The organism is Hymenobacter crusticola, assembly GCF_002154225.1.
Classification (GTDB): Bacteria; Bacteroidota; Bacteroidia; order Cytophagales; family Hymenobacteraceae; genus Hymenobacter; species Hymenobacter crusticola.
Genome location: NZ_MTSE01000004.1, coordinates 296,143 through 314,625 on the forward strand (window position 1 = coordinate 296,143; position 18,483 = coordinate 314,625).

General features: G+C 51.2%; 13 protein-coding genes. 6 read left to right on the forward strand and 7 right to left on the reverse strand.

The genetic code is table 11. The features are described 5' to 3' along the window. Nucleotides 1–36: 36 nt before the first annotated feature. Nucleotides 37–2,172, forward strand: coding sequence for a T9SS type A sorting domain-containing protein (locus BXP70_RS10460; RefSeq protein WP_086594012.1), 2,136 nt, complete (start codon nt 37–39; stop codon nt 2,170–2,172). 87 nt (nt 2,173–2,259) lie between these two features. Here the strand turns inward: BXP70_RS10460 and BXP70_RS10465 are convergent, their stop codons facing one another. From BXP70_RS10465 to BXP70_RS10475, 3 genes are all read right to left on the reverse strand, one after another. Continuing rightward, a complete protein-coding gene (locus BXP70_RS10465) occupies nt 2,260–2,586 on the reverse strand; it encodes a HesB/IscA family protein (RefSeq protein WP_086594013.1) in 327 nt (108 codons plus the stop codon). Nucleotides 2,587–2,779: 193 nt separating this feature from the next. Continuing rightward, nucleotides 2,780–3,196, reverse strand: coding sequence for a Fe-S cluster assembly scaffold IscU (gene iscU / locus BXP70_RS10470; protein ID WP_086594014.1), 417 nt, complete (start codon nt 3,194–3,196; stop codon nt 2,780–2,782). A gap of 116 nt (nt 3,197–3,312) precedes the next feature. After that, a complete protein-coding gene (locus BXP70_RS10475) occupies nt 3,313–4,527 on the reverse strand; it encodes an IscS subfamily cysteine desulfurase (protein ID WP_086594015.1) in 1,215 nt (404 codons plus the stop codon). Nucleotides 4,528–4,662: 135 nt separating this feature from the next. Between BXP70_RS10475 and mce the strand changes: the two genes are divergently transcribed. The 3 genes from mce (at nt 4,663) to BXP70_RS10490 (ending at nt 7,233) form a co-directional block, all read left to right on the forward strand. Then, complete coding sequence (gene mce / locus BXP70_RS10480) at nt 4,663–5,073, forward strand: methylmalonyl-CoA epimerase (RefSeq protein ID WP_179197658.1); 411 nt, start codon at nt 4,663–4,665, stop codon at nt 5,071–5,073. Between the two features lie 52 nt (nt 5,074–5,125). Further along, nucleotides 5,126–5,701 carry an L-threonylcarbamoyladenylate synthase gene (locus tag BXP70_RS10485; RefSeq protein ID WP_086594016.1) on the forward strand — a complete coding sequence of 192 codons (576 nt, stop codon included), beginning with the start codon at nt 5,126–5,128 and terminating at the stop codon, nt 5,699–5,701. A gap of 83 nt (nt 5,702–5,784) precedes the next feature. Beyond that, nucleotides 5,785–7,233: a CCA tRNA nucleotidyltransferase gene (locus BXP70_RS10490; protein ID WP_086594017.1), complete on the forward strand. Its 1,449-nt coding sequence runs from the start codon at nt 5,785–5,787 to the stop codon at nt 7,231–7,233. Nucleotides 7,234–7,292: 59 nt separating this feature from the next. On the opposite strand, the gene BXP70_RS10495 is transcribed toward BXP70_RS10490, so the two are convergent. Together BXP70_RS10495 and BXP70_RS10500 are read right to left on the reverse strand one after the other, a co-directional pair. Then, nucleotides 7,293–9,920, reverse strand: a complete 2,628-nt coding sequence (locus BXP70_RS10495; RefSeq protein ID WP_086594018.1) for a PspC domain-containing protein — start codon at nt 9,918–9,920, stop codon at nt 7,293–7,295. Between the two features lie 49 nt (nt 9,921–9,969). Continuing rightward, entirely contained in the window at nt 9,970–10,329 is a 360-nt protein-coding gene (locus BXP70_RS10500) for a PadR family transcriptional regulator (protein ID WP_086594019.1), read from the reverse strand. A 337-nt stretch (nt 10,330–10,666) separates the two neighbouring features. Between BXP70_RS10500 and BXP70_RS10505 the strand changes: the two genes are divergently transcribed. Continuing rightward, nucleotides 10,667–11,770 (forward strand): putative type IX sorting system protein PorV2, encoded by a 1,104-nt coding sequence (locus tag BXP70_RS10505; protein ID WP_086594020.1) that lies wholly within the window; start codon nt 10,667–10,669, stop codon nt 11,768–11,770. 87 nt (nt 11,771–11,857) lie between these two features. After that, nucleotides 11,858–16,981: a putative type IX secretion system sortase PorU2 gene (porU2, locus tag BXP70_RS10510; RefSeq protein ID WP_086594021.1), complete on the forward strand. Its 5,124-nt coding sequence runs from the start codon at nt 11,858–11,860 to the stop codon at nt 16,979–16,981. Between the two features lie 75 nt (nt 16,982–17,056). Here porU2 and BXP70_RS10515 read toward each other — a convergent pair whose 3' ends face one another. Continuing rightward, nucleotides 17,057–17,542 (reverse strand): dihydrofolate reductase, encoded by a 486-nt coding sequence (locus tag BXP70_RS10515; protein WP_086594022.1) that lies wholly within the window; start codon nt 17,540–17,542, stop codon nt 17,057–17,059. Further along, the gene (gene fmt / locus BXP70_RS10520) at nt 17,539–18,480 is read right to left on the reverse strand and encodes a methionyl-tRNA formyltransferase (RefSeq protein WP_179197659.1); all 942 of its coding nucleotides are present in this window, start codon (nt 18,478–18,480) and stop codon (nt 17,539–17,541) included. Before fmt ends, BXP70_RS10515 begins: the two co-directional genes overlap by 4 nt. Nucleotides 18,481–18,483 lie beyond the last annotated feature (3 nt).

An 18,483-nucleotide genomic window follows, 5' to 3' on the forward strand; every position in this document is an offset into this window, starting at 1 on the left:
AATATAGAGACATTAATATAATATACTATAATCAGCATGTATTCGCTCAAGACATTTAGTATTCGTCAACACATCAAAGCGATTCGGATACTCTCATCCGTAGTAGCACTAATGTGCTGCACGTATGTTGGGAAAGCTCAGACAGGTGTTACTTGTAGATGGGATGGAGGCGCTAACACAAACAACTACCTAGATGCGGCAAACTGGGAAAATGATCAAGTGCCTACCAGTATTGATAATGCGGTTTTTGATCATTCCTATATCTCCGGAGATTACACTGTATTGTTAAGTACTACGTCGACCAGAGTAGCTGTAAACTCTATTACTATTGCCCCAGGTTATGGTGATAGTATTAGGGTAGAGGTACCTAGTACAAATACCTTAATTGCCACTACATCTCCTGTGCAACCTGCGGCTTTAACCATGACAGGGAATGGCGGAGTAGCACTTGCTATTCACGACAAAGGGGTATTTACAAATGCCTCTGGTGCGAACAATGGAACTGCCGTCGAAATAGCTGGTACTGGGGCGACGCTATTTATTTATAACGGTGGAACCTATCGTCACTACAGTGCAACGGGACATGCTACCACCGTCCAAAACCTTTCAACTATTGCTGGTACCGAAAATGGTAACTGGGTTTTTCGCCGGGGTAGTGGGACCTTATCGTTGTCGAATCGTAGTTATCCAAATCTGATTCTACGCTGCCCATCTACTCAAACAGCAACTAATTATGGTGGCTCTGGGTCAGGTGTCTTAACCGTCCGCGGTAACCTGATCGTAGGGCCGAAAGCAACGTTCGGCCCTACAATGACGGGAGAAATTCGTGTGGCGGGCAATGTTGTTGTGCAAGGTGCCATGCGCTTTGTCCCAGATAATAGTGGTGCTTCCGGTACGGGAACATTAACATTGAACGGGCAAACGGCCCAAGCAATCAATGGTCTGGCTTTCGGTGCGACAACAACTAGCCCTAACTACCTAGGTCCGGGAGTAACATTGAGAATCAATAACACTAGTGCCAGCGGTGTCATATTGCAAGCACCAATGATGGTAAATGGTACACTGGAACTACTTAAAGGATCATTGAATACGGACGGTGTCAACTTACTGACGCTAGCTAACAATGTCCAAGGCGCATCTAGTGCCAGCTTTGTGAATGGGCCGATGGCCCGTACTGTAAGCATACCAGGAAGCGTTGTTTTTCCAGTGGGACGCGCAGCTGCATCAGGTGTAGCATATCGACCAGTAAAGTTAGATATCACCACCCTCGCCGTACCCACTACATTCACGGTAGTGCAGCAGGAAGGAGCTTTCGATGCAACAAACTTAAATGGAGATTTGAAGCGCGTAAGTAAGGTGCGCTCCTTTCAAGTGACACCTACTCCTGTTCCAGCTACTGGCCAATTTGAGGGTACCATCACCCTAAGCTTTGGCTCGGATGATATGGTGACGAATCCAGAATCTAGTTCACTAGTAGTTGCCAAGAACAGCGGAAGCGGCTGGATCAATATTGGACGTTCTACTTATACAGGTGTAGCAAGTAACAACATGAGTGTAGCAGGGACACTTACCTCAGCCCCATTTACCTCATTTAGTCAGTTTACATTGGCTAACACCGAGATAAGTGCTAGTCGCAACCCGCTTCCTGTTACCCTCACTAGCTTCTCTGCTACACAAAAGGCAACGCGTGTACATCTACGCTGGGCGACAGCAACAGAAAAGGACAACAGCTACTTCGATGTACAGCGTAGTATTGATGGTCGCAACTTCGAAACAATAGAGAGAGTACCAGGACAACAGCAGAGTACTCAAGCTACTAGCTATAATAGCTTCGATTCCAGCATTCCGGCTATCACAGGGCCAATCTATTATCGCTTGTGTCAAGTGGATGAGGACAATACGAAAAATTACTCGTCAGTAGTAACTGTGCAGTATAGGAGTAGTGAGATTTCTATCTATCCTAATCCAGCTTGTTCTCAGTTGGCCATAGAGCTGCCAAATAAGGGGAAAGTAACGTACAGCATTACAGATGCCCTAGGGCAGGTAATGGTATCCGGAGAGCTCTTGAATAGCGGTATTCTGAATCTGCAAGATGTACCAGATGGTATTTACTATATAAAACTAAAAACAGATGGTAGCTCTGTAATCCGTAGATTCGTCAAGCGGCAATGATGAGCCATTAGGTGACCTTTAAGTATATCAAAAAAAGCCTCCCCTGTATGATAGGAGAGGCTTTTTTGTAAAAGATAATAGCAGTAATTAAACGGAGAAGCTTTCACCGCAGCCACAAGTGCGGGATGCATTGGGATTGTCAAAGAAGAATCCTTTGCCGTTTAGGCCGTCAGAGAAGTCGAGTTGCGTACCTGCTAGGTACAGGAAGCTTTTCATATCAACAACTACTCGAACGCCTTTGTCCTCGAACTCTTGGTCCATAGGCTTTACTTCGTTGTCGAAATCTAGCTTATAGGAAAGCCCCGAACAGCCACCGCCCGCTACGGACGCCCGCAAACGATACGTAGGATCAAGGTCAGCTTCTCGCATGAGGTGTTCAACCTTCGTCTTGGCTTTGTCAGAAACGGTAATCATGGTTCGTAGAATGAAGGCGACCTTAACTAAAACTTGCCGTCAGGTCGTTGAACAAAGTTATTGAGATTCCTTCTAATTAACCTTGTAGCAAGCAAAAATGTTCAGCGTCGGCTATGTAAAAAACACAATAAACGGAGAAGCCAGCTCAACTCTAGGTACTAGAGCTGAGCTGGCTTCTTTTCGTAATCGCAGCTTAGTGGTGCGATTTAGCTTCTTCGAGAGCAGGCAAACCGTTCTTTACGCGGTAGTCGCTAATAGCCGACTTGATGGCATCCTCAGCTAGTACCGAGCAGTGAATTTTAACAGGAGGAAGAGCTAACTCTTCTACAATCTCCATGTTATCGATGCTTAGAGCTTCGTCGATGGTTTTACCTTTCAACCATTCAGTTGCCAAGGATGATGAGGCGATTGCCGAACCGCAACCGAACGTTTTGAATTTAGCGTCGGTGATAGTATTGGTCGACTCGTCTACCTCAATTTGCAGACGCATTACGTCGCCGCACTCAGGAGCACCTACCAAACCAGTACCTACGTTCTTTTTGCTTTTGTCCAGCGTACCTACGTTACGTGGGTTGCTGTAGTGGTCGATTACTTTATCGGAGTAAGCCATCTTATGGAGTGTTGAAATTTAAATATTGATTTCTGAGTGTCGATGGATGTTGAGTCGAAGAATGCAATAAACGGAAGTGCCTCCTTGAGCACTCAACTATCAACACTCAACGTTTCTTAGTGCTCAGCCCACTCAATAGAGTTAAGGTCGATGCCTTCTTTGAACATCTCCCACAGAGGAGACATCTCGCGAAGCTTTGTTACAGCTTCTTTTACGTGGTTGATGGCGTAATCGATTTGCTCATCAGTAGTGAAGCGGCTTAAACCGAAACGTAAAGAAGAGTGTGCTAGGTCGTCGCTTAGGCCTAAGGCTTTGAGCACGTACGAAGGCTCTAAAGAAGCCGAAGTACAAGCTGAGCCGGACGATACAGCGAGATCTTTCACGCCCATCATTAAGCCTTCGCCTTCAACGTACTTAAAAGAAATGTTTGCAACGTGGGGCAGACGATGCTCCCGCGAGCCGTTCACATAGCTTTCTTCAAGCTCTAATAGCGCAGCTTCCAAACGGTCGCGCATTACTGAGAGGCGTGCCGTATCGGCGGCCATTTCTAGGCGGCACAATTCGCAAGCTTTGCCGAGACCAACGATACCCGGTACGTTCAACGTGCCCGAACGCATGCCGCGCTCGTGACCACCGCCATCCATCTGGGCTGTTACTTTTACACGTGGGCTCTTACGACGTACGTACAATGCACCTATGCCTTTTGGGCCGTACATTTTATGGGCAGTGAAGGCCATCAGGTCAATGCCATCGGCAATTACATCCACAGGGATTTTACCTACGGCTTGCGTACCATCTGTCATAAACAACGCACCATATTTGTGCGCGATAGCTGCGATTTCACGAACCGGCTGCAGGACACCAGTCTCATTGTTGCCGTACATGATGGTGACCAGAATAGTCTCGGGTGTCATGGCGGCTTCCAAGTCAGCTAGGTTGATGAGGCCTTCACCGTCGACAGGTAGGTAAGTTACGCGGCCACCTAGCTTTTCAATGTGCTTGCAAGTGTCAAGCACCGCTTTATGCTCGGTGGTAGCAGTGATGATATGGTTACCCTTCTGCGAGTACATCTCGAACACACCTTTAATACCTAGGTTGTCCGACTCGGTAGCACCCGAGGTAAAGATGATTTCTTTAGGGTCGCAGTTGATCAATTGAGCGATTTGCTCACGGGCATAGTCAACTGCTTCTTCAGCAGCCCAACCAAAAGGGTGATTACGGGAAGCAGCATTGCCGAATACCTCGGTCAGGTACGGCATCATAGCCTCTAATACCCGCGGGTCGAGAGGGGTAGTGGCGTTGTTGTCGAGGTAGATAGGTAGCTTGAGCATGGCTCGGAGTCAGTAAGTCGACGTAAGAATGATTCGAAAGTAGAACACAGAAAGAGCAGAACTGGTTTTACTTTGCTGCTACAAAAGTAGATATATTACAAATAAGCTGCACTACTCTTCTCGCGTCCATCTCACATGTTGACTAACTTAGAACACCTAGGTATTGCCGTTCAAGATCTGAAAGCAGCAACAGCACTATATACTAGCTTATTAGGGATAGCTCCTTATAAGCAGGAACACGTGGCCAGCGAAACGGTAGATACTGTCTTCTTTCGCGTGGGCGGTTCTAAAATAGAGCTGCTGGCCGGCACCGCACCCGAGAGCGCTATTACGAAGTACCTCGAAAAAAAGGGGGAGGGCATTCACCACGTGGCGTTCGAGGTAAACGATATTCGAGCGGAGATGGCGCGGCTGCGGGCGGAAGGGTTTGTGCTGCTAAACGAGGAGCCCAAGCGAGGAGCCGACAATAAATTAGTGTGCTTCGTACATCCTAAAAGCGCCGCAGGCGTGTTAGTAGAGCTGTGTCAGGAAATAATTAACGCTTAGTTTGCCTGCGATTATTTCGGAACATACCACTCCTTTCCACATACCACCTACTATGAGTTCTTTTTTTCGTCAGGAAGTTGATGCTGCCGTTGACGCATTGCTTTTGCAGCAGGTCATTCTGTACCCTACCGATACGGTGTGGGGGCTAGGTTGCGACGCGGAGGTACCCAAGGCTGTCGAGAACCTTTATAAAATAAAAGGTCGCCCAGAAGGTAAGCCTAGCATCGTGCTAGTTGCTGATCTGAAGATGTTGACGCGTTACGTAACAGAAGTGCCGGCAGGGTTAGAAGATGCCATTGCGGCCCAGACGCGGCCTACAACCTACATTCTGCCGGCTGCCCGTTCCCTAGCTCCGCAGCTTGTGGGGCCTGATGGCACCGTTGGATTACGCATCTCGCAGGATGAATTCTGCCATAAACTGGTGTTGCGCTTGGGGCATGGTTTGGTTTCAACCTCGGCTAATTTAAGCGGTGAGCCAACTCCGGCCACGTATGCTGACGTTGATCCGCGTGTTATGCGCAGTGTTGACTATGTAGTGAACTGGCGCCAAGATGATACGACTACGGTAGCGCCTTCGCGCGTAGTTCGCCTGGGGCCTGACGGGCAGTTAGAGGTGGTCCGGGACTAGTTGAGGGTACATTTCTGAATTGGTAGCCCAAAGCGGAAAGGGGAGTTACTACCTTTGCGGGAAGTTTCGACCCTGATCTGCCCATGAAGTCTCCACAACTCCCCGATCTGCCTTTGTTTCAAACCATTGCTGCCGCAGCTGGCGAGCTAGGCTACCCAGCCTACGTAATCGGCGGATTTGTGCGCGACCTAGCTTTGGAAAGGCCCAGCAAAGATGTGGATGTGGTGTGCGTAGGCGATGGAATCGAGCTGGCGCAGGCCGTCGGAAAAAAATTGCCGGGGCGGCCACGCGTCACCGTGTTCAAGAATTTCGGTACGGCCATGTTACCCACGCCGGAGATAGAAATCGAGTTTGTGGGGGCCCGCAAGGAGAGTTACCGCGCCGATTCGCGCAAGCCAGAGGTAGAAGCCGGCACGCTGGAAGAAGACCTAGCTCGCCGCGATTTTACGATCAATGCCCTAGGGCTGAGCTTGAATCCAGAAGATTTTGGGGCTTTGGTCGACCGCTACGATGGGGTAGGAGACCTGAAGCGCAAAACCATTCGTACGCCGCTCGATCCGGATATCACTTTCTCCGACGATCCATTGCGCATGATGCGGGCTGTGCGTTTCGCCACCCAGCTTGACTTTGACATTGAGCCGGACACCTACGACGCTATTGCGCGCAACAAGGACCGCATCAAAATTGTGTCGCAGGAGCGGATTACGGTAGAACTGAACAAGATCATTGAGGCCCCCAAACCTAGCTATGGGTTTAAGCTACTATTTCAAAGTGGTTTGTTGCAACTGATATTCCCCAAAATGGCCCAGCTTCACGGCGTGGAGCGTGTGGGGCAGCATGCTCACAAGGACAACTTCTACCACACGTTGCAAGTGCTCGACAACGTAGCGGCGGCAGGTGGCGACTTATGGCTGCGCTGGGCGGCTATCCTCCACGATATTGCGAAGCCCGCAACGAAGCGCCTTGATCCGAAAGTTGGCTGGACGTTTCATGGCCACGAGGACAAAGGCGCGCGCTGGGTACCGCAGATTTTTGCCGATCTAAAATTATCTCTAGGGGAAGAAATGCGCCAAGTGCAAAAGCTGGTTCGCTTACACTTGCGCCCGATAGCGTTGGTGAAAGAGACCGTCACGGACTCGGCCGTACGTCGCTTACTCTTCGAGGCGGGCGACGACATCGACCGTCTCATGACACTGTGTCGAGCTGATATCACCAGCAAAGACCACCAGCGGGTAGCGCGCTACCTCCGTAACTTTGAGGTAGTGGAGCAGAAGCTGAAGGATGTAGAAGAGAAAGACCACTTGCGCAACTTCCGACCCGTCATCACGGGGGAAGTGATCATGCAGACGTTTGGCTTGAAACCTTCGCGCGAAGTGGGCGAGCTGAAGGATGCCGTGCTGGAAGCTATCCTAGATGGCAAAATCCGAAACGAAATGGAGGAAGCCTTTGCCTTCCTGTTGCAGCTCGGAAAGACGAAAGGACTTCCTCCGGGAGACAGCTCACCACTTGCCTCCCCTGTTTCAGAAGAATAACTAATTGACTAGATAGCTGAGTAATAATTTCATCCTTACTCAGCTACCCAGCCATGCACTTACTCGGTTATGTGTCGTACTCGTGAGGAGCCGGACGTTTCGTTTTTAACTTCGGTGGGGTTGCCAGCATAGTCTACATGGCAGGCGCCGCTCAAGTCGGTACGTAGCTCATTTGCTACTCGCACCCGTGCCCGGCTTACGCCGCTTAGCTCCAGGTTGGCCTTCTCGACTTGTAAATCGAGGGCTTGGATCTGGCAAGCGCCAGAACCTTCGGCGTGAAGTTCACTGGCTTGGCCGCGCAAGTCGGTGCGGCAAGCGCCGCTTAGGTCGAGGTCGAGGCGCGGTACATTGACATCCAAAATAGCGGCGCTAGCACCTGACTGGCCAACACTCAATCCTTCGCTTGTAAAGCCGGCTACATCGGCGCGGCAGGCGCCGCTCAGGTCCAGCGAACGAAGAGTAGGCACCTGAACGCGAATCAGGACAGGGCTGTGCGTGTTTTTGGAGAAGTTGAACCAGGAGCCAGAGTTCCGGTTGCGGATCATCAGCTTGCTGCCGTCCGTATCTACGCGCAGGTCGCGCAGGTCGCGCTCATCACCGGCGGCTTCTACTTTAAACTCGTTGCCCTGCCGCACATATACACGGTAAGCGCCACTCGCTTCGATACGCTCAAAGCCATCTTCGTTGAAAGTCCGGCGCCCTGATCCATAATCGCTCAGCTCGGTGGGGAAGCTAGCCCGGTCGACGTCTACTTTCACGTTTACGTCACCATCCTTATCATCGTCGGTGTCGACACGAACGTGGAAGTCGTCGCCGTTGCCTATATCCACGTGCACATCGTCGCTATTGTTTTCGCCATCCTGCGCAACTCCTAGGTCCTCCGGCGTGCACAGAATACACTCCAGTTGGTTGCCACGCAGGCGGAAACGACGCTTTTCTACATCGCCGGGGCGGTGGTCATTAACGAAGGCTTCATTATCCAGTAGGTCGGCAAAGCCGTTGGACAAACGGTACGTTTTGTCTTTGGGCAGGTGTAGCACCAGCGAGATTTTCTGGTCGCGGAACTTAGCACCAGGAAGGAACCGAACACTCTCATCAAAAGTGAGTACAGAGTCGCGTTGCTGTACGCCGTAGGTTACGCTGTTAGCGGCTGTTTCGATGGCAGCTGTTTCGTTCATGCCATGTGCCGAAACCTCTTGCTCCATTCGAATCACCTCGCCGCTATCGGCGCTGACCACCGTAATGCGGGGCCTAACCATCGTATTATCGAAGTCATGCCTCTGCAGTACGACGGTAGGATAAGCGACAGGCGCAAACTTACGGGCAGTTGTGTAAGAGCCTTCATCCTGGAAGTCGCGGCTAATGCGCACTCCCGCAATACTGGTTCCTACTACACTTAGCAGCCACAAACCTAGCAGCGATAAGCCTGTTGTACGCGTCATTACGGAGCGGCGCAGCAGCAACCCAAGACCGAGCAAAAGCATCGCTAGCGAAGGAATAGCGGCAATAAGATAGAACGCTAAGAGAGACCAAGCCGGTACGCCGTTCGTAAAGAGATAAGCTGGAAAAGGACCCGTGTGAATGAAGCCTTGCGATTCTGGGAGCAACCCTAGCGCTACGCCTAGGGCAATAGTAAAGCCGAGTAGCAGCGAGAAGCCCGTGATGGTAAGCAGGATGCCCACAAGCCACCGGATGGCAGTACCGACGAAAGCAAATAGGGGACCTAGGTTGCGAAACAACTCCTCCAGAAAAGTGCCTACGGGCCGGCTAGAACTAGCTGCGTCGCCGTCGAGGGCATTGTTGCGCAAAGAATTGTCGATGCTGGACAACGTAACAGCGTCACCACGCATGCGCATTTTGTCGGACACCGTTTTCGCTTCGGGCAGCAAGATCCAAAGGATGATGTAGAGCGGGATAGCAAAACCACCGGCGAAGACGAAGGCCACAAACAGGACGCGGATGAGTACCACATCGGTTTTGAAGTAAGCGGCTAAGCCGGCCGAAACCCCACCTACTTTCCCATTATCTGTGTCGCGATAGAGCTTCTTAAAGGTTGGGTCTTCGTTCGTAGGCGGCGTGTCGTAGCGCTTAGGCAGCGCAATCCAGAGCACGATGTAGCTGATGAAGCCTAGTCCCGAAAACTTCTCTCCTAGGTCTTCCAGACGAGTATCATCGAACAGAATAGGAATAGCGACTAACAGCGCCAGGAAGCCCAACCGGAACCATAAGGGGTTGGTGGAGAAGTAACGAGCCAAACCCGCAGCCACCCCGGCAATCTTCCGGTTAGCCATGTCCCGGTACAGCCGTTTCGGCTCAGTAGCTGTAGTAGCAGTCGCGCCGGCCGTAGCCGTGCCGTTCGCCGTGTATTCTGAGTATGTAGCTGCCCCACCCGCCAACGCTTCTTCTTCTTCCTCCGCCTCATCAGCCGATTGGAAGTCACTTACCCGCCCCATTTTAGCTACCATCTCCTGCACATCGTCGAAGGTGATGACCTGCTTGCTAGTGGATACTCGCGCCGAGAATAGCTCGGCAATGCGGCTCTCGATATCGGCCACAATTTCTTCGTGGCCACGGTAGCTGCTGAAGTGCGATCTTACCTCGGCCAGATAGCGGCTGAGCACTTCGTAGCCGTCTTCTTCAATGTGGAAGATCAGGCCTTGGAGGTTGATGCTGATGTTCTTTTTCATCTCAGTGCTGCAATTCAAGATTAACTCGAAAAAAACTGGACCGGGGCACTCAGGCCTGCGGCGGGGCGGAGCCGTTGGCGTGCGGCTTCTGACGAATGATGCGGATGGAGTCTGATACTTCTTCCCACGTCAGGCGGAGTTCGTGCAGAAATTCCTGACCAGTGGGCGTGAGCGTGTAGTACTTGCGGGGCGGGCCGCTCGTGGACTCCTTCCACGTGTAGTCGAGCAGGCCGGCGTTTTTAAGGCGGGTCAACAGCGGGTAGAGGGTGCCCTCTACCACGATCATGCGGGCGGCGGTGAGCTCCTCCAGCATGTCCGACGCATAGACCTCGCCGCGGGCAATGATTTCCAGGATGCAGAACTCCAGAATGCCCTTCCGCATCTGCACTTGGGTGTTCTCTACTTTCATGGCTGAGGCAGAAATCGGTGAAGAATGAGACAAAGATATCAAAAGGTACTATGCAACGCAAGGTACTAAAGCAAAAAAAGTACTGTATGAAATTAGTGTCCTTGTCATGAGTGATGCTAAAGCAAGTCAAATGTCTGATTAATAATAAATTGTGTGCTTGCTGTGATTTTATCTAAATCGCAGCTCAGGCACTTTAATTCTTCTTGCAAAGGGAAAATCTGAAAAATCTAATGGTCTGATTTGTGTTACAGAGGCTACCGTTAAGAACCTAGGACGCACTATAATTAAGTATCTTGCGTTCGACTGCGGATTAACCGTTCGTCTCTTTTCTTATTCTATGCTGCACTTCTCTACTATTGCCAGACTACTTCTAGGAACTAGCTTCACACTTGGCTTGGTAGCTTCCGCTGCTGGGCAGTCGAAGGACGTCACGCCTAAATACAGTAATGAGTTCTTAAACATTGGTGTAGGTGGCCGGGCCCTAGGTATGGGCAAAGTGCAGGCTAGCCTAGCTGCCGACGCAACAGCCGGTTACTGGAATCCGGCTGGTTTGGTCAACCTGAAGAATAAGTATGATGCCGTGCTCATGCACTCCGAGCTGTTTTCCGGCATCGTTAAAAACGACTATGCGGGCTTCGCTATGCCCCTAGATGACAAGACCGCTATTGGAGCAAGCATCGTACGGATAGGTGTCGACGACATTGCCAATACGTTGGAACTCGTCAACTCCTATGGCTATATCGATTACAATAAAATCACCTATTTCTCTGTTGCCGACTACGCCTTGCTGCTTTCTTATGCTCGCAAAATCGGTAATGTAGAAGGGCTATCGATTGGGGTAAATGGCAAGATCATCTACCGCAACGTTGGCGATTTTGCCAATGCGTATGGGTTCGGCATTGATGCCGGTGTGCAATACAACAAAGGCAACTGGCGCCTAGGCTTGCTTGCGCGTGATATCACAACTACGTTCAACGCTTGGCAAATCAATACAGAGGCCTTTAAAAGCTCTGCTAACGTAGGCGTGCCAACTCCTAAAAGCGGTAACGAAATTACGCTGCCCCGCTTCATCTTGGGGGTAGGACGTAGCTTTCAACTCCCTGGACAGTTCACGGCTCTTGCCGCCGCCGATTTCGACATCACCACTGATGGCAAGCGTAACACGTTGGTTTCTTCCAGTTTTGCCAGCATTGATCCGCACGCAGGGGTAGAGCTAGGGTATAATAACCTAGTTTTCTTGCGTGGCGGCGTGAGTAATATTCAGCAGATCGATGCGTCGATCTCCGGCCAAAAGGAGTGGACTGTGCAGCCTAGCCTCGGGGTGGGCGTGATGTTGAGCGACTTACGGCTCGATTTAGCGTTGTCGCGGTTGGCAGTTGAGAAGCTTGGTGGCACAAATGCTAACTCTATTATCGTTTCGCTCGGCTACGGATTCAAATAACGAGCAGCTAGGGTACAACTTTTGATAAGAACACTGCCGAGTTGGGCAGTTGTCTGACCTATCCGTGACCTTCCTATTTCTTACCGGATGCTACAACGTTACCGTTTTCACCACTTACTGAGTTGGTGCTTATTTTTGGGCTTATTTCTATGGTGTGATGGCTCCGCGGTGGCGCAGTCAGGCCCTTATGGCAACGAGTGGATTGTACCAGGTCAGCCATACTACAAAATTAAGGTTGCCCAAAACGGCTTGTATAAGCTTGACTATCAGTACCTGACGCAGGCAGGCTTAAGCAGCGCTGATCCGCGTCGGTTGCAGCTATGGCGACGAGGTAAAGAAGTTGCTATTTATGTTGGCGGTAACCAAACAGCGTTAGACCCAACCACCTTTGTTGAGTTCTACGGGCAGCGCAACGACGGTCAACTCGACCGAGGTATGTACAAAAATGCCAGCGACCAGCCCCACAACTTATACAGCCTTTACACCGACACTGCTGCGTACTTCCTGACTGTAGCGGCCACAGCGCAAGGTAAGCGCATGAGCGAGTCGAACCTAGCTGGTACAGGAACACCGCATCCGTATCGGATGCAGACAAGCCTTAAAATTCAAAAAGATAACTACTCCAATGTCAGTTTGAGTAGTCTCGTTTGGCAAAGCTGGGCTGATCCACAAGAAGGCTTTTTATCTGCGGAGTTAGCGTATGGCAATGTAGGTTATTCATCTGCTGATTCCGTACGTAGCGTGTCGCCTCTGGGTCCGCAACCAAGAGTAGAGATTCTATTGGCAGGGAGTTCAAATGCCAATCACGTGACCAAGGTTTCTACGTTTACTGTATCAGGAGGAACACCACAACTTGATGTGATACAATACTTTGGCTATGTACAAGTCAAACGTACTTACGAGCTACGACGCGATTATATAATAAATCAAAATGATCGGCGAATTGTAATGCGGTTTGATGCGGTTAATCCTACCCCTACTGGTGGCACTCCTGATAGGTATCGTATGGGATATACACGTTTTACTTACCCCCAAACAAACCGCTGGTTTTCTAATCGGCGTAGCATCGCTTTCTCCAATGATTCAACCTTAAGTGAGCAGCCGTACTTCGTTCTTGATACTATTCCAGCTACCACTCATGGGTACGATGTAACAGATGCTTACAACGTGCAGCGCATTGAGGGCCAATCCGTAACCAGTACGAAAAGGGGTTTTGTATTTCCAGCAGCGGTTGGGCGCACGCGTCAATTGCTAGTGGCTGATATGGCTCGGCCCCTGGTACCGCTGCCTGCGCAAAGGATACGCTTTCGAACTATCGCGCCTAGTGCGCACAACTTCCTGATCGTAAGTAATACGGCCTTGATGAAGCCCGTAGGCAGCGTTGCTAATCCAGTGCGTACGTACGCCGACTATCGTGCGTCAGTCGCTGGTGGTCGCTATGATACTTTGGTTGTTACGACGGAGCAGCTCTACAATCAGTTTCACTACGGCGAGAAATCAGCTTTAGCTATCCGGCAGTTTGCCCAATGGATGCTGACAGATAGCCGAGCCAAGAATTTATTATTGCTCGGCAAAGGTTTAATTACGGGAGAGTCGCTTGGTTTATATCATCGCCAAGCTCCTAATACGTGGGCTGTAAAAGACTTAGTGCCAACGAGTACGCGTAGTGCTTCCGACGCCTTCTTCACCGCCGATTGGCAGAAAGATGATTATGTGGCAAAAATGGCTACTGGGCGAATTTCGGCGCAAACGCCCACTGAAGTATTGAATTATTTAAACAAGTTGAAAGAGCACGAAGCTACGGGTATTGCGCCGTGGCGCAAAAATGTGCTACACCTAGCTGGCGGCGAAGATCCTGCTCAGTTTGCTCAGTTTCAGGGCTACTTAAACAATTATAGGTTGCACGTAGAACGGCCACTTTTCGGAGGAAAGGTTGTCAAAACGTACACCCGCTCTACAGTAGGCAGCTACGACAGCTTCCCGGTTAATATCAACATTGCTTCGGAGCTGAACAAGGGGTTGTCATTGATGACGTACTTTGGGCACGGCTCCCTCAACACCTTTGATCTAAACCTAGGTAACGTAAACGACCCGACCAACAACTATAATAACAAGGGCAAGTATCCAATCATGTTCTTTTATGGCTGTGCTGCGGGCAACGCTTTTACCATTGGTGATTCCAATATTTCATTTGGTACGCAATGGACCCTAGCTGCTGACAGAGGCTTAATCGGATTCATGGCTGAATCTAGCTTTGGCTTCGACGGCAACCTAGATACCTACGCCGATTTACTATATAAACTGCTGTTCAACGAACCAGATTGGTACGGCAAGCCAGTTGCTGTTGTGCAAAATGAAGTAGCGCGCCGACTCATGCCGATCTACGTAAGTAGCACTCCTGGTGTCAGCAATGCGGCGGGTATTAACATGCTGATGAGCACCATCTGGCAGGGTGATCCTGCATTGAAACTATATGCACCCGCGAAACCTGATTTAGCAACTGCCGATAGCCTATTGCAAATCAAGCCGATCGGTACGGGGCCCGTGCAGGCTTCGTCAGACAGGTTCAATTTGCTAGTGAAGGTGAAGAATACCGGCAAAGTGACCTATGATTCGGTGCGAATTTCAGTTTCACGCCAAATCACGGGACAAGCACCTCGTTTGATTACACCAAAAGCCTTCCGACAAGCTTGGCGTGATACGACGTATGCTATTGAAATCCCTAATACGGGTGTTGTCTTCGGCGATAATCGATTCGTTGTCAATGTAGATTACAAAAATGAAGTGGATGAACTGGATGAGTCAAACAACCAAGCTAGCATCAACTTCAGCTTTTTGCAGGGGGGCGTAACGGCGCTGAACCCACCCGAGTTCGGAATTGTGGCTTCTAATACTGTGCACTTAGTTGGACAAACTAATGACCTGAAAGGGGGGGCGCGCAAGTTTGATATGGAGCTAGATACAGTGCCAACATTTAACAGTCCATTAGCGCGTCGCACGCAAGTGGATGGCACGTTGCTGGCCGAGTGGCGCCCTACGCTCCCTTCCATTGCTGGGCGCGATAGTGTAGTGTGGTATTGGCGCTTGCGCTTCCAATCACCACAAACTGGCGAAAATCCAGATTGGGCTACCAGTTCTTTCCGGGTGATTACGGGTAGCACTGGTGGTTGGTCGCAGAGCCATCACGGACAGTTTCAGCGCGATGCGCTCACGGATGGGCTTAATGTGGCGGCACCATCAGGCAAGTGGGCCTTCAGTGAAATAACGCAAGGATTGACGTTGCGCACGCAGGGGGGAAGTACTGGAGCAGGGTCCACTTTTCAGAATTCGTATGGCATTACAGTACTCAATAGTAGCAGCCCCTTCGTGAATAACTGCTCGACAGGCTTACCCAATATCTTGGTAGCCGTGTTTAACGGTCGTTCTTTCAAACGAGTGCCGAAATTTGGCAACCGCTACTATATATGTGGGCAGGAAGACCAATTTTTCTACCACTTCGCCAGCAGCAGCTCCGACAATATCAATACATCCGCCGAGCAGAACCAGCTATTAGCATTGCTCAACGAAGTGCCTGAAGGAGCTTACGTAGCCATGGTTTCTATGAACCGGGTAAACTTCTCAACGTTTACGCCCGCGCTGAAAGCTAAACTAGCTAGCCTTGGCTCGCGCCTCATCAATCAGTTGCAGGACGGTGACCCCTTCGCGTTGGTAGGCCAAGTGGGCGCGGGCGCTAACCCCGTACAGGAACTTAGCTACGACGCCAGCAGCACAGTGCCGCGGGCTGAACAGGTGGTTGCACTAAATGCCACCATGCGCACCCAAACCGGAAAAGCAACTATCACCTCCACGCGTATTGGTCCGGCTCAGCAGTGGAACACGCTCTATCACACCGTTCGAACGGAGCCCTCAGATAGCTATACGCTAAGCCTAGTAGGAATTAATGCAGCCGGTACCGAAACGGTGCTAAACGCTAGCGTAACCGATCGAACCTTTGCGCTCAGCAGCATATCAGCCAAAGAATATCCCTACTTGCAACTCGTACTAGAGATGCGCGACACTCTCAACCGGACAGCGCCGCAACTAGAGCAGTGGCTGGTGGCATACCAAGGTGTGCCTGAAGGCGTCGTGCGGCGTGACCTAGTGACGCCAGCAACAGCTTACGACGCTGCCACGCTATTGCAGCAAGCTACCTCCACCGGCTACATTACGCTGCCAGTTACCTTCCAGAACGTGTCCGCCGTGGATTTTGGCACCCCGCTGAAAGCTAGGATTACAGTCCGCGACGGCAAGAATGTGGTACGCACGGATGATGTTACCGCTCCTGCCACGCTCAAGGCCGATGGCTCGTTGGTATTCCCAGTAAAGCTCAATGTGATTGGACTCTCGGGCACCATCACGGGCGAGGTGGACGTAAATCCGCGCTTGCTACCCGAATTAAACTACTTCAACAATCAACTTCCGCTGCCTGCCTTTACAGTACCTGACAACAACGTACCGCCAGTATTGGACGTGGCTTTCGATGGCTTACACATTCTGAACGGGGACATCGTCTCGCCGACGCCCACAATTGTGGTGCAGTTGAAAGACGAAAACCGACTTCAACCAGTCACCAAAGCAAGAAACTTCAACTTGTACCTCACGCGCCCTGGACAGGCTACGCCGGTGCAAGTTGACATGGCAAACTCCAACATTGTTTTCAGCGCCGACTCAGCGAAGGGGATTGCTCGGGTGGAGTACCAGCCGGGAAAAGCAACGCCACTGCTTGACGGGGTGTATACCCTAGAAGCACAAGCCCGCGATGCCAATAACTCAGCAGCTGGCACAGAAAACTACAAGATATCTTTCGAAGTAATCAGTGCTTCGACTATCACAAACGTTTTCCCGTACCCAAACCCTGTTACCAGCAAAGCGAAGTTCGTCTTCACCCTCACGGGCTCCGAACTGCCACGCAACATGAAGATTCAGATCATGACGCTGACGGGCAAAGTAGTGCGCGAGATTCTGATGAATGAGCTAGGTCCTTTGCACATTGGCAACAACATCACTGAGTACGCCTGGAACGGCACTGATGAGTTTGGCGACCAACTCGCTAATGGTACCTACCTCTACCGCGTGGTGATGGATGACCCCACCAGCCAGTTTGGCCACCGCCGCACCGCTGCCGATAAAGCCTTTAAAAAGGATTGGGGCAAACTCGTGCTGCTGCGCTAAAGCATAACGGAGTACGGGAGGAACTGAGTGAAGACGTTTAAGGACGGACTCAGTTTCTCCCGTACTCCATTATGCTTACCTCTTTTGCAGCGTTACAAAGCTGAAGGCGTAAGCGTGTTTTTCGTCGGGCTCGTGGCGCTCACGGGTTGTTTCGCGCCATTCGTTGGAGTTGATTTCAGGGAAGGAGACGTCACCTGCAAACGAGTGATGCACTTCGGTTAGGTAGATTGTGTCGGCGGCAGCTAGGGCCTGGCGGTAGATCTCAGCTCCGCCAATAATAAATACCTGCTCATCCTGCTGGCGCGCGAGCTCTAGCGCCATCGGGACGGAGTAAGCTACCGTGCAGCCTTCGGCTTGCCATTCTGGGTGCCGGGTCACAACAATATTCGTGCGTTTGGGCAGCGGGCGACCAATCGACTCGAATGTACGCCGGCCCATGACAATCGGATGGCCTAGGGTTAGTTCCTTGAAATGGCGTAAGTCAGCGGGCAGGTGCCAGATGAGTTGGTTGTCACGACCAATCACGCCATTGTCAGCAACGGCTACTACAAAAGCAATCATGCAGTGGGAATTTGAAGTGCCGCAGCATTGAAACCGCGCAGAAAATCAGCAACCAGCATCCGCTTTTTGCCTTCTACTTGAACATCGAGTAAGTCTAGTTGGCCAGCCGCCGTTTGCACGCGCAAATACGTGCGACCGTCGGAGTGCCACGTGCCCACTGGACCCGCGCTAGCCTCAGATAGAGCCGCCGCCTTGAACACCTTGAGTGCGCGCCCATCTGGTAGCTGAGTGAAAGCTGTGGGAATAGGCGACAGGCCACGGACCAAGTTAACGAGCGCCGATGCTGGTTGAGCGAAATCCAAGCGGCCAGTTTCTTTTTGAATCTTGGGGGCAGTGCGCAGATCACTGCTGGTAGCTTGCGGTAGGCTAGGGGCAACGCCGGCGGCAATAGCCTGCACTGTGCGCAAAGCTAGGTCTGCACCAGTGGTTTTGAGTTTCTCGTAGAGAGAACCAAAATCGTCATCAGGAGCAATGGGCACCACATCCTGAAAGATTAGATTGCCCGTGTCGATTTCATGTTGTAGAAAGAAGGACGTGACTCCCGTTTCCATTTCGCCGTGAATAAGCGCCCAGTTGATGGGGGCCGCACCTCGGTATTGGGGGAGCAGCGACGCGTGGATATTAATAGAACCTAGCTGTGGCATGTTCCAGACGGCCTCGGGCAGCATGCGAAAGGCTACGACCACCTGCAGATCGGCCGCATAGCTTCTAAGTTCGGCTTGAAACTCGGGAGATTTTAAGTTGGTCGGTTGCAATACTGGCAAGCCGTGCGCTACTGCCGCCTGCTTCACTGCTGAAGCCGCGAGCTGCCGGCCGCGGCCCGCAGGCTTGTCGGGCGCCGTCACGACAGCTGCCACTTGACAGCCCGACCACCTGAGCAAAGATTCCAAAGTAGGCACCGCAAATTCAGGTGTGCCCATAAAAACGATTCGGAGCATAGA

Excerpts from the sequence above, each read along its gene's own strand:
- BXP70_RS10460 (WP_086594012.1), top strand. The coding sequence starts at position 37 with ATGTATTCGCTCAAGACATTTAGTATTCGTCAACACATCAAAGCGATT.
- BXP70_RS10465 (WP_086594013.1), bottom strand. The coding sequence starts at position 2,586 with ATGATTACCGTTTCTGACAAAGCCAAGACGAAGGTTGAACACCTCATG.
- iscU (WP_086594014.1), bottom strand. The coding sequence starts at position 3,196 with ATGGCTTACTCCGATAAAGTAATCGACCACTACAGCAACCCACGTAAC.
- BXP70_RS10475 (WP_086594015.1), bottom strand. The coding sequence starts at position 4,527 with ATGCTCAAGCTACCTATCTACCTCGACAACAACGCCACTACCCCTCTC.
- mce (WP_179197658.1), top strand. The coding sequence starts at position 4,663 with ATGTTGACTAACTTAGAACACCTAGGTATTGCCGTTCAAGATCTGAAA.
- BXP70_RS10485 (WP_086594016.1), top strand. The coding sequence starts at position 5,126 with ATGAGTTCTTTTTTTCGTCAGGAAGTTGATGCTGCCGTTGACGCATTG.
- BXP70_RS10490 (WP_086594017.1), top strand. The coding sequence starts at position 5,785 with ATGAAGTCTCCACAACTCCCCGATCTGCCTTTGTTTCAAACCATTGCT.
- BXP70_RS10495 (WP_086594018.1), bottom strand. The coding sequence starts at position 9,920 with ATGAAAAAGAACATCAGCATCAACCTCCAAGGCCTGATCTTCCACATT.
- BXP70_RS10500 (WP_086594019.1), bottom strand. The coding sequence starts at position 10,329 with ATGAAAGTAGAGAACACCCAAGTGCAGATGCGGAAGGGCATTCTGGAG.
- BXP70_RS10505 (WP_086594020.1), top strand. The coding sequence starts at position 10,667 with ATGCTGCACTTCTCTACTATTGCCAGACTACTTCTAGGAACTAGCTTC.
- porU2 (WP_086594021.1), top strand. The coding sequence starts at position 11,858 with ATGCTACAACGTTACCGTTTTCACCACTTACTGAGTTGGTGCTTATTT.
- BXP70_RS10515 (WP_086594022.1), bottom strand. The coding sequence starts at position 17,542 with ATGATTGCTTTTGTAGTAGCCGTTGCTGACAATGGCGTGATTGGTCGT.
- fmt (WP_179197659.1), bottom strand. The coding sequence starts at position 18,480 with ATGCTCCGAATCGTTTTTATGGGCACACCTGAATTTGCGGTGCCTACT.